Annotated in this window: 13 protein-coding genes; 5 read left to right on the top strand and 8 right to left on the bottom strand. The window is 50.4% G+C overall.

The features are described from left to right. The 3 genes from ABYP33_RS15205 to arsS all read right to left on the bottom strand — a co-directional run. A partial coding sequence (locus tag ABYP33_RS15205) for a methyltransferase domain-containing protein (protein ID WP_373092009.1) occupies positions 1–476 on the bottom strand: 476 nt, incomplete at its 3' end. Positions 477–505: 29 nt separating this feature from the next. Further along, the gene (locus tag ABYP33_RS15200) at positions 506–946 is read right to left on the bottom strand and encodes a DUF2834 domain-containing protein (RefSeq protein WP_373092008.1); all 441 of its coding nucleotides are present in this window, start codon (positions 944–946) and stop codon (positions 506–508) included. Between the two features lie 66 nt (positions 947–1,012). After that, on the bottom strand, positions 1,013–1,966 hold the full coding sequence (gene arsS / locus ABYP33_RS15195) for an arsenosugar biosynthesis radical SAM (seleno)protein ArsS (protein ID WP_373092007.1): 954 nt from the start codon (positions 1,964–1,966) through the stop codon (positions 1,013–1,015). 346 nt (positions 1,967–2,312) lie between these two features. On the opposite strand from arsS, the gene purE reads away from it, so the two are divergent. Together purE and purK are read left to right on the top strand one after the other, a co-directional pair. Beyond that, on the top strand, positions 2,313–2,804 hold the full coding sequence (purE, locus tag ABYP33_RS15190) for a 5-(carboxyamino)imidazole ribonucleotide mutase (RefSeq protein ID WP_373092006.1): 492 nt from the start codon (positions 2,313–2,315) through the stop codon (positions 2,802–2,804). Further along, positions 2,804–3,877, top strand: coding sequence for a 5-(carboxyamino)imidazole ribonucleotide synthase (purK, locus tag ABYP33_RS15185; protein WP_373092005.1), 1,074 nt, complete (start codon positions 2,804–2,806; stop codon positions 3,875–3,877). Before purE ends, purK begins: the two co-directional genes overlap by 1 nt. 29 nt (positions 3,878–3,906) lie before the next feature. On the opposite strand, the gene ABYP33_RS15180 is transcribed toward purK, so the two are convergent. From ABYP33_RS15180 to ABYP33_RS15170, 3 genes are all read right to left on the bottom strand, one after another. Continuing rightward, positions 3,907–4,857 carry an AEC family transporter gene (locus ABYP33_RS15180; RefSeq protein WP_373092004.1) on the bottom strand — a complete coding sequence of 317 codons (951 nt, stop codon included), beginning with the start codon at positions 4,855–4,857 and terminating at the stop codon, positions 3,907–3,909. A 164-nt stretch (positions 4,858–5,021) separates the two neighbouring features. Next, positions 5,022–6,050, bottom strand: a complete 1,029-nt coding sequence (locus ABYP33_RS15175) for a zinc-binding alcohol dehydrogenase family protein (RefSeq protein ID WP_373092003.1) — start codon at positions 6,048–6,050, stop codon at positions 5,022–5,024. Positions 6,051–6,208: 158 nt separating this feature from the next. Further along, complete coding sequence (locus ABYP33_RS15170; RefSeq protein ID WP_373092010.1) at positions 6,209–7,132, bottom strand: LysR family transcriptional regulator; 924 nt, start codon at positions 7,130–7,132, stop codon at positions 6,209–6,211. Positions 7,133–7,309: 177 nt separating this feature from the next. Here ABYP33_RS15170 and ABYP33_RS15165 point away from each other — a divergent pair, with 177 nt between their 5' ends. From ABYP33_RS15165 to ABYP33_RS15155, 3 genes are read left to right on the top strand one after another with little or no spacing between them, the layout of a single operon-like run. After that, entirely contained in the window at positions 7,310–8,011 is a 702-nt protein-coding gene (locus tag ABYP33_RS15165; RefSeq protein WP_008252237.1) for a CoA transferase subunit A, read from the top strand. 11 nt (positions 8,012–8,022) lie between these two features. Beyond that, positions 8,023–8,679 (top strand): CoA transferase subunit B, encoded by a 657-nt coding sequence (locus tag ABYP33_RS15160; RefSeq protein ID WP_373092002.1) that lies wholly within the window; start codon positions 8,023–8,025, stop codon positions 8,677–8,679. Positions 8,680–8,726: 47 nt separating this feature from the next. Further along, the gene (locus ABYP33_RS15155; protein ID WP_373092001.1) at positions 8,727–9,920 is read left to right on the top strand and encodes an acetyl-CoA C-acetyltransferase; all 1,194 of its coding nucleotides are present in this window, start codon (positions 8,727–8,729) and stop codon (positions 9,918–9,920) included. A gap of 104 nt (positions 9,921–10,024) precedes the next feature. Here ABYP33_RS15155 and ABYP33_RS15150 read toward each other — a convergent pair whose 3' ends face one another. Beyond that, positions 10,025–10,591, bottom strand: coding sequence for a type 1 glutamine amidotransferase domain-containing protein (locus ABYP33_RS15150; RefSeq protein ID WP_373092000.1), 567 nt, complete (start codon positions 10,589–10,591; stop codon positions 10,025–10,027). Between the two features lie 36 nt (positions 10,592–10,627). Then, positions 10,628–11,086 carry a DUF892 family protein gene (locus ABYP33_RS15145; RefSeq protein ID WP_373091999.1) on the bottom strand — a complete coding sequence of 153 codons (459 nt, stop codon included), beginning with the start codon at positions 11,084–11,086 and terminating at the stop codon, positions 10,628–10,630. Between the last annotated feature and the right edge of the window lie 147 nt (positions 11,087–11,233).

The raw sequence follows: 11,233 nt of genomic DNA, 5'->3' as shown, positions 1-11,233 counted from the left end.
CTGCGCAGCACCGCATCTTTGTCTGGCGATAAATTGATGACACAATTAGACACTACCACATCAAAACTAGCGGCTTCCAAATCCAGCTCATCTAACTTTTCTATAAAGCCTTTTAAAAAGCGCACATTTTGAAAGCCAAATTTTTCAGCATGGTAGTCTTTATACTCCTCGGCAATCGCGAGCTGTTCGTCGGTCATATCTACCCCGACGACCTCACCACTTGCACCGACCATTTGCGCTAGGGCATAGACGTCGCGACCGCTGCCGCAGCCCAAATCCAGCACCCGACAGCCCTCTAACAGCGGGGGACAAACCAAGCCGCAGCCGTAGTAGCGCGACAACACCTCGTCGTGAATATTGCCTAGCAGTGGCTTTAGCCACTCCGGCATCGCGGTGAAATCACAGCAGGCGGTGGTTTTTAAATCTGCCGAGCTTTGCAGTTGTTTGCCGTAATAATCTTGTACAAGGTCGTGCATAGCGCCTCCCAATTAAACAAACAAAGCCGTTACAGTATCGCGATCGCAGCGAATACACCGATTAAAAATAGCGCTACCAAGGTGACTACATCTACCGCCTTAATTTTATCGCCGGTAAAGTGCTTATCCATCGCTGCCACCCGCAATTCTCTTGCGGCCATGAACAAAGGAAATGCAACGCTAATCGCAACAACGATCCCCGCAATAACATAAACATACACATATTTAACGCCGATACGCCGCGCTTCGATAAACATCCACACATTGCAGGCAAACGCGAGAAACAAAACATCTACTGCTAAAAACTTGCCAGCGGGGTTCGCATTAAACAGTGCGTCATTCCAAAACTGAATATTCGCATCGGCAAAGCCACTGCCTAAATAAGCGGGCACATGGACCCAGGTCATCAGTAGTGCCACAACTGCCGTTAATAAATATACCGCCACCAATACTTTAGTTTGCAATGCCATGCTCGCCCCTTATTATTTTGTTTAAAAACCTTATTTAATTACGCTTGCTGCGCAGTGTATTTAGCACTATAAGGCGCCACCACAGCTGCTACCCTGTCCTGCCGTGCAGCCAAAACAATGATCGGCTATCGCTATGTCGTCGCCGTCTAAACTGTTCTGCAATAAATCACGCAAATGACTTACGGTTTTATTGGACAAGCCCAGTGCTAATTGCTGATTAAAATCACAGTCATATAAATTTCCCAGCCAATCCACACTCACTAAATTACGACACATCACGGAATCCAAATTGGCGGCGCTGTAGTTGTTTTTCAGCAATTCCATATAAGGTGCGAACTGCCCCTTAGAAACCAAGGTAGAACCAAATCGCTTTATTGGCATATTGGCCAGTGCAAACAAGTGATTAAACGCTATACCAAAGTGCGCCATTAACTCGCGGCGATAATCCGCCTCAAGCGCCTGCTGATTCGGCGGCAGCGTTGGCCCCTGCGGGTTATAAACCAAGTTCAGTGTTAAACCAGAGCCGGTCTTGCCGTAGCCCAATGAGTTAAGTAACTGCAAACCAGCAATACTCTTGTCGAACACACCCTCGCCGCGCTGGGCATCCACGTTCTCGAGTGAATAGCATGGCAGGGAGGCAACCACCTCGACTTTATTTTCTGCTAAAAATTCGGCTAGGCCCTCTTGTCCCGGCTCAAATAATATAGTGAGGTTGCAACGGTCAATCACTTTCACCCCTAGCGCCGTCGCCGCAGAAACCAATTCACGAAACTGCTCGTGCAGCTCCGGCGCGCCCCCAGTCAAGTCGAGGGTTTGAATTTGCCGCGCTTTTAATACTTGGGGGATCATGGCAATGCCGTCCGCCGCCATCATTTCGGTGCGGGTCGGCCCTGCGTTCACATGACAGTGCAGGCAGCGCTGGTTGCATTTATAGCCAAGATTCACCTGCAAGGTGTCGAGGGACTTGCGGGATATTGCGGGGAAGTCGGTCACTTCCAATAATGCCAAGGTATCGTGCATGGTGGTCCTGTATTGGGCTACGGGTTTTATTAGGCTCGGTTAAGGGGCTTTTGTTACAAAATGCCCTACAATCACTTTACGTAGCAATGAGAACAGCAGACCATAAGCCATATTGCCACGAAGGTGCAAAAGTTTGCCTGATTGTGCTCGCCACCAACACACTTCACGGCATATCGCGACACTTCTTATTTATATAGAAATTACAACAACTTAGAACTGCAGTTTAAAATCAGAATAACGGCGCGACGATATTATTAATCGCCTTTCGCCTCGATTTGCACAGAAACTCGGTCTCCGGCAATAATTCCCGTATAATACGCGGCTTTCACGCGAAGAGAGCCAAGCAATGACCGCAAAAGTTGCCCTGATAATGGGCTCAAAAAGTGATTGGGAGACCATGCGCCCAGCCACTGAGATCATGAGCGAACTCGGCGTTGAGCACCACGTTGAAGTGGTTTCTGCCCACCGCACCCCCGATAAACTGATGGAATTTGCTGATCAGGCAATTGCTCGTGGCTTCGAGGTTATTATCGCCGGCGCTGGCGGCGCGGCTCACTTGCCCGGTATGGTTGCCGCCAAAACCCGACTGCCTGTACTCGGCGTGCCAGTTCAAAGCCGCGCACTCAGTGGCGTCGACAGCTTACTCTCTATTGCGCAAATGCCAAAAGGTATTGCCGTCGGCACACTGGCTATTGGCAGTGCCGGCGCGTTTAACGCCGGCCTATTGGCCTGCCAAATTCTGGCCCTAACTGACGCCGCCCTCGCTGCCAAGCTTGAGGCTTTCCGCGCCAAACAGACTCAGGACGTACTCGACAACCCGGACCCGAGGAGAGTCTAATGCCAACGGTATGGGTACTCGGCGCCGGTCAATTGGGCGCCATGCTAAAACAGGCAGCTTACCCATTAGCGCTTGAAGTTAAGCCAATGGAGCCCGATAGTGAGCACTTACCAAGTATAGCCGCCGACGACATCGTTACCGTTGAGCGCGAGCAGTGGCCAGACACTCCGATGACTCGCCACTTAAGCAGCCAAGCCGCCTTTATTAACGCTGATATCTTTGGCCGCATCGCGGACCGCTTTCACCAAAAAACCATGCTCGACAACTTAGGCATCAGCACCGCTCCATGGCGAGCAGTGAATGCTGACAGCCAAGCTCAAAACTTGCACACTGAACTCGGTCCCCACGTGCTGCTGAAGCGCCGCGAAGGTGGGTACGACGGCAAGGGTCAGCACTGGCTGCACCAGACCGAAGGCGGCGTGATTCCCGCCGATTGGCTGGGCACTGGCATTGCCGAACAAAAAATCCCTTTTAATGAGGAGTTATCCCTTGTTGGCGCCAGAGACAAAGACGGCAACAAAGTCTTTTATCCGCTCACGCTGAATCTGCACGTAAACGGTATTTTAATGGCGTCGATTTCGCCCTTAAGCCGAGCGACTCACCTGCAGCCGCAAGCAGAAGCGATGCTCGGCAAGATCATGGACAGCACCGATTATGTCGGCGTGATGGCTATGGAGTGCTTTAGAGTGGGTAACGCGCTAATGGTCAATGAACTCGCACCACGGGTTCATAACAGCGGCCACTGGACTCAAGCTGGCGCCTGCGTCAGCCAATTTGAGATGCATTTACGGGCGGTGAGTGGTTTGCCGCTCAAGGCACCAGATATCCGCGGCCAGAGCGTGATGATTAATTTGATTGGCGTAGCGCGCAATATTGACTGGCTAAAAATCCCAACCACCCAGTGTTACTGGTACGGCAAAGACGTGCGCCCGGGCCGCAAGCTCGGCCATATCAATCTAAATCATCCGCAAAAAGGTGTTGTACAGAACGCCTTGCGCGAACTGCACACCTTGTTGCCACAAAAATACGACCAAGTATTTGCCTGGGTAGAGCAAGAATTAGAACGCGCCTAACCGCGCGTTACCTCCCACTCCCCTCCTAGTTACACCAAGCCAAAACTTCGTAACAAGAACATAATTAAGCTGGTGGTGAGCAGCGAGCCCAACGTCGTCAACACAATAATATTGGCCGCCAAAGTCGCATTGCCGCCCATCGCCCGCACCATCACATAGCTGGCCGCCGCGGTCGGCGCCGACGACATCAAGGCCAACACCCCCAGCTCGACACCCCGAAAACCCAGCGCAATGCCGACAACAATGAGCAGCATAGGCACTAGTAATAATTTACACACAGTGCTGATAAGCGCACCCCGGTAGTCGGCCCGCAAGGCTTTAAAGTTCAAGCTCGCACCGGTGCACAGCAGTGCCAACGGTAGAGTCAGTTGTGCAAAGTACTCACCGCTGTGCTGAATCAAGGCCGGTAGACGCCAATCTAAGGCGGCAAACAGCAAGGCCGCAACAATACTAACAATGAGCGGGTTGCGCACAATCCCTCGGAACGTCGCAGTCAGGCCACCATCGCGATTCAATGAGCGACTCAGGGTAATGACCGCCAAGATATTGTATAAAATCGTCACCAAACCCAAGTACAAAGAAGCCGTAATCAAACCACGGTCGCCGTAGGCATTCACGCAATAGGCCAGCCCGATAATCGCCAGGTTCGAGCGAAATCCACCCTGCACTACCACGCCGCGATCTTCCCGCGCAGCCACTAGGAATCGCGCCATTAACTCCAATAAGAAATACACCAACAATGTGGCAATTAAACCGAAGACCACCAGCGACACATTGGCCGAATGGCTAATACTGGTCTGACTAATACTTAAAAACAGCAAAGCCGGCAGGGTAATATTAAACACCAGCTTGGTGCCAACCTCGACGAAGTTGTCATTAATCAGGTGAATACGATTAAGGTAGGCGCCGAGGGCCAATACGACAAAAATAGGCCCCGTTATCGAAAACGAAAATGACAGTGACTGGATAAAGACAGACATGAAAAGTGCTCATTGGGATTCCGGCAGGGTAATCTCAATTCAATTATAAAGACCTAAGACGCTGCGGTCTCGGCCTCTATTCAATCATTTCATTCGAGTACAGAGCGAGTGTCCCGACACTCAGCGCGACCAAATAAGGCCTGTCGCGCCGCTTCCCCTATAAGCTAAAAGCCCTGCAAGACAATTTTACCAATCGCGGTGCCGGACTCTAGTTCGGCATGGGCACGCTTTAGATTATCGGCATTGATAAGGCCGAGGTTTTTACCGCTGGTGGTTTTAACATAGCCTTGATCAACGAGGTCAGCGACGCGGGTCAGCAGTTTACTCTGCTCATCCATATCTGCCGCTTGGTACATAGAACGGGCAAACATAAACTCGATATGCAGGGACTGGCTTTTGGTTTTTAGCTTCATTACTTCTAATGGCGTCGCGGGGTCGTCAATCATGGCAATTTTGCCAAAGGTCGCCAGCACAGCTGGATAATCGTCGAAGTAACTGCCAGTACCGTTCAAACTTGCAATATGACTTACCTGTTTGATCCCTAAGGCCTTTATTTGCGGCAACAGTGGCTTAGTGTGATCGACAACATGATCTGCGCCGAGCGACTTCACCCAAGCCTGACTGTCTGCCCGCGAAGCCGTGGCAATAACAGTGGCACCGGTAATCGTTTTGGCGAGCTGAATTAAAATAGAGCCAACGCCACCGGCTGCGCCCACCACCAAAATGACCTCATCGGATTGCGCAGTTGAATCTGCACTCTGCTGCCTTACCGCCAGATGCTCAAACAACAGCTCCCATGCGGTAATTGTGGTCAAGGGCAGTGCGGCGGCCTCAGCAAAAGATAAACTCTTAGGCTTGCTACCGACAATGCGCTCATCAACTAACTGGTACTCCGCATTACTACCTGGACGGGTAAGATCGCCCGCGTAGTATACCACATCGCCTGGTTTAAATTTACCTACCGCGTCACCGACCGCAATCACCTCGCCTGCGGCGTCCCAGCCAATCACTTTAAAGCTGCCGTCGGCGTTTACAGCCTTCTGACGAATTTTAGAATCAACGGGGTTAACGGCAATAGCCTTAACCTTCACCAGTAAATCACGCCCCGTGGCAATGGGCTGAGGAAGCTCGATGTCGATTAATGACGCCGCGTCGTTAATAGGCAGTGATTTTTTGTAGCCAATGGCTTTCATAAAACTTGTCCAGATAATGAATTATTGCCAAGCAATGTAGGGCATGTGTTATCCAATATAAGCGCATGACACTGGGAGTCATTATTAAATTCTCTTCAGCAATACACAATGATGATAACAATGACATAGCCGACGCCACTTCCATAAATAGCGGCAAACTAGCAAACGCTTGCGACACCATTTGCAAAGTTTTCCTGAAGAATATTGGCCATAGCGTGGCAGGCAACCGACAAAGGGTAATGGCGGTGAGTGATCAACCCAACTTGCTGCCGGATCATCGGCTTTAATAGTGGCCGGCAATGCGCGCCAAGCTCATACATCTGTTTTTGACAAAGTGACGGCACCACGCTCACCCCAAGCCCGTTGGCCACCATACGGCCAATAGTGGCCAGCTGATGAGCTTCATACGCAGCTACAATCGAAAGCCCGTGGCTGGCAAACTCTCTGAATATCACTTTGCGAACAACAGATGGCGCTTGTAGGCTGATAAAGTCAAATTCAAGTAATTCTTTGGCGCTCAGCTGGGTCTGCTTTAGCAAGGCGTGCTCGGGGGGGAGCACGGCCACAAAGCAGTCGTCAAACAGCGGCGTAAATATGAGAGCGTCATTACCCTGCCGCTTGCCGTCGCCGGGCTCAAAACTGATCCCGAGTTCAACCCGCCCGCTGCGGACCATGGCCACAACCTCTTCAGCAATGACGTCGTTTAGGGTTATTTGAACCTCGGGGTAATTATTTTTGAAATTGCGCATGGCAATGGGTAATTGGTTGCTCGCAAAAGACGGCATAGCGGCAATACTGATCTTACCCTCGCGAAGGGCAAAGCGTTTATGTAAATCATTAAAAGCCCCATCCCAATCGGCCAGTAGGCGCAGGGCTACGGGATAAAATCCCTCGCCCTCAGGCGTTAGCGCGAACGTCCGTGTAGTGCGCACCAGCAACTGGCCACCAACCATGGCCTCCAGCACTTGTATTGCGCTACTCAAAGCGGGTTGCGACAAGTGAAGAGCAATGGCCGCTTCCGCAAAACTGCGTGATTGCACTACCGCCACAAAGGCGCGAACCTGCTTTAGCGTGACGTTAATGACAACACCCTTTTATTTATTTATAAAATCTATTAATTAATAAAATATATCCATTTGATAAATATATACAGACAGGTCACTGTTAGCAAGGTATAGGAGGGCACGCCCTTAATCGTAATTCTGTTTCCAGAAGCCCGGGACCCAGGAATCCCACCATTAATCTAGGAGCGCGCAGCAATGGCTGGTTTTAATAAAATAGTGGGTAGTTATAGCGAGGCCATGGCTGGTCTAGAAGACGGCATGACCATCATCGCCGGCGGTTTTGGTCTTTGTGGCATCCCAGAGAACCTAATTAGCGAGATCAAGCGTAAAGGCTGCCGCGACCTCACGATTGTCTCTAATAACTGTGGGGTAGATGGCTTTGGCTTGGGCATCCTACTGGAAGACAAGCAAATCAAAAAAATGGTGTCGTCATACGTGGGCGAGAACAAACTTTTTGAGCAACAGCTATTAGCGGGCGAACTCGAAGTTGAGCTAACACCGCAAGGCACTCTGGCCGAAAAAATGCGGGCCGGTGGTGCTGGCATTCCCGCCTTTTACACCGCTACCGGCTATGGCACGCCCATTGGCGAGGGCAAAGAGGTGCGCGAATTTAATGGCCGCAACTATATTCTTGAAGAGGCTGTTACTGGCGACTTTGCGATCATCAAAGCGTGGAAAGCAGACTGCTACGGTAACTTAGTTTTTCGCCACACCGCGCAAAACTTCAACCCAATGGCCGCTACGGCGGGCAAAATCACCGTTGTTGAAGTGGAAGAGATCGTCGAATTAGGCTCCCTAGACCCAGCCCATATCCACACTCCGGGCATATATGTAGACCGCCTCATTCTAGGCAGTTTCGAAAAACGCATTGAACAACGCACCGTACGCAGCGCATAAGGAGAATCACCATGGCACTAACTCGTGAACAACTGGCGCAACGTGTGGCGCGTGAACTACAAGACGGATATTACGTGAATTTAGGCATTGGCATCCCAACCTTGGTTGCGAACTACGTACCCGAGGGGATTGAGGTAATGCTGCAGTCGGAAAATGGTTTGCTCGGTATGGGGCCATTTCCAACAGAAGATGAAATCGACGCCGACATGATTAACGCGGGCAAACAAACCGTTACTGCAGCTAAAGGCGCATCGATTTTCTCGTCAGCGGAATCCTTTGCCATGATTCGTGGTGGCCATGTCGATTTAACCGTATTGGGCGCATTCGAGGTGGATGTTTCGGGCAACATCGCCAGCTGGATGATTCCGGGCAAGCTGATTAAAGGTATGGGCGGTGCAATGGACCTTGTCGCCGGTGCCGACAATATTATTGTTACCATGACCCATGCGAGTAAACATGGCGAATCTAAGCTGTTAACCAAATGCAGCCTACCTCTCACCGGCGCGGGCTGCATAAAGAAAGTAGTCACCGATTTAGCCTACATCGAAATTGCCGATAATAAGTTTTGGCTAAAAGAACGTGCGCCCGGCGTTAGTGTCGAGGATATCATCAGACTCACCGAGGGTGAGCTGGTTGTACCTGACCTTGTACCTGAAATGACATTTTAAGCCTGATCACATTACTATCATCAGTCACTCAACACCGGAGACGCAATATGATTGCAGCCCCTGAACGTAAAGTCGTCATTGTTGACGCAGCTCGCACTGCAATAGGCAATTTCAATGGCGCTTTGTCAGCCGTGCCCGCCCACATTCTCGGCGCCACGGTGATTAAAGCATTAATCAGTCGCGCCGGTATTAGCGCCACCCAAATTGACGAAGTAATTTTAGGGCAAGTGCTCACTGCCGGGGCGGGCCAAAATCCCGCAAGACAAGCCGTTATCGCCGCAGGCCTTCCAGAAACCTGTCCTGCGATGACCATTAACAAAGTCTGCGGCAGCGGCTTAAAAGCGGTGCACCTCGCCGCCCAAGCGATCCTCTGCGGCGACGCCGACATCATTATTGCCGGCGGCCAAGAGAATATGAGCCTATCGCCGCATGTATTGCCTAAATCCCGCGACGGTCAAAAAATGGGCAACTGGGTTTTAAAAGATAGCATGATCGAAGACGGTTTATGGGACGCCTTTAACGATTACCATATGGGCGTTACCGCCGAAAATATCGCCAAAAAATACGCTATTAGCCGCGAGCAACAAGATGCGTTTGCTGCCGCGTCCCAAGAAAAAGCGCAACAGGCCATCGCCAACAATAAATTTGACGATGAGATAGTAGCCGTCGAAATACCTCAGCGCCGTGGCGACCCAATCCGCTTTACAGCAGATGAATTTCCGCGCAAAGACACCACCGCCGAATCGCTGAACAAGCTGCGTCCGGCATTTCAAAAAGATGGCAGTGTCACTGCCGGCAATGCCTCGGGACTTAATGATGGCGCTGCGGCGCTACTGATCATGAGCGAGCAAAAAGCGAAGGAACTCGGACTCACCCCGCTCGCGACGATTGCTGGCTATGCAAGCGCTGGTGTCGACCCCGCGATTATGGGTACTGGTCCCGTGCCCGCATCAAAAAAATGCCTAGCCAAAGCGGGCTGGGCTATTAGTGATCTCGACCTCGTGGAGTCCAACGAAGCCTTCTCAGCACAATCCTTGGGGGTAAACTGCGAACTAGAATGGGATACCAGCATTATTAATGTTAATGGCGGCGCAATCGCGCTAGGTCACCCGATTGGCGCTTCTGGAGCAAGGGTTCTGGTTACCCTGCTCCATGAAATGAAACGCCGAGACGCCAAGAAAGGCTTGGCGACACTGTGTATTGGTGGCGGCCAAGGCGTAGCCATCGCGATTGCGCGATAACAAGTTTGTACAGCGGCGTGACTAACACGTCGCTGTACACTTGCCACGCGCAATGCTCAATTATTTAAAAGCCCACCAGATCGAATAAGACCACTCACAATGTCTTAAGCCGCATGCCGACCTTCAACAATTTCTTCCACTAATTTTTGACTAAATTCAACTAAGTCACCCGGCACCCGACTTGTCACTAAACCGTGATCGACGACTACACTTTTATCAATCCAGTTCGCACCAGCGTTTATTAAATCCGTTTTAATACTGGCATAAGATGTCACAATGCGGCCTTTAAGAACATCAGCTTCGGCAAGCAGCCAAGGTCCATGGCAAATAGCCGCGACCGGTTTTACTTCGTTTTCACCAAAAAATCCCTTCACAAAAGCAAGCGCGTCATTGCTCTCGCGCAAGGTGTCAGGATTCATCACCCCGCCGGGTAAAACCAGTGCATTGTAATCATCGGCCGCGACCTCACTCACTAGCTTATCGACATCTACCTCATCGCCCCAATCGCCTTTTCGCCAGCCTCGTATTGTCCCTTCCTGAAGCGATACAACGTCTACCGTTGCACCAACCGCCAACAGTGCATTTTTAGGGACCTGCAATTCACTTTGTTCAAATCCATCGGCTGCCAAAATTGCTACTTTTTTACCTGCCAAATAATTACGTTCGCTCATGGGTCCTCCTACCTAAATGATAATTTCAACTATCAATTACCTATCGGCTCTGTCGTCGTCATTCAATACGCGCAGTAAATACTCTTCACTTATTGCAGTCATATTTCCCTTTAGCCACTGGGCCATGGCGACTTCATCAGTTAATGCTTGCTCACACATTAGCAACGTCTGACTGTCATTTAGCATTTTTGCCACAGCAACTAAAATACTATACGAGCCAATTTTCATGTGAACAAAGGTATAGGCACTCAGCACAGCCTTTACTACCTCATCACCCAGTGGCATACCGCTAACCGATTGAGTAAATGCAAGCGTTTTTGCCGCCACATCTTTTAATAGTGATGCGCTACTGCCGTTCAATTCCAGCGAATTTTCTAATTTATCTTTTTGATTTTGAGTGGCAAAAATGTACTCTTTTACACGCATTCGAAAATCTGGGTAATTCTCTATCCTTGAATCAAGATCCTCAAATATTTTCAAGGACTGTTCTTCCATGGCGTGAGTGTAATCCCCCCATTTGCCGATACAGCTATTCGTAGAATTTAGGCTGCTTGCAGCAGTTGTCTTGGGGGTACTCCTCCTATAGCCATGTTTGGCCGCTCATTGTTGTACAGCCAGAGCCATTCCGTAGCAAGATTTTGT

This window comes from Zhongshania sp., from assembly GCF_041584495.1.
Taxonomy (GTDB): Bacteria; Pseudomonadota; Gammaproteobacteria; order Pseudomonadales; family Spongiibacteraceae; genus Spongiibacter.
Note: the sequence above shows the minus strand (reverse complement) of the source record. Positions and strands in the feature narration are given on the sequence as shown.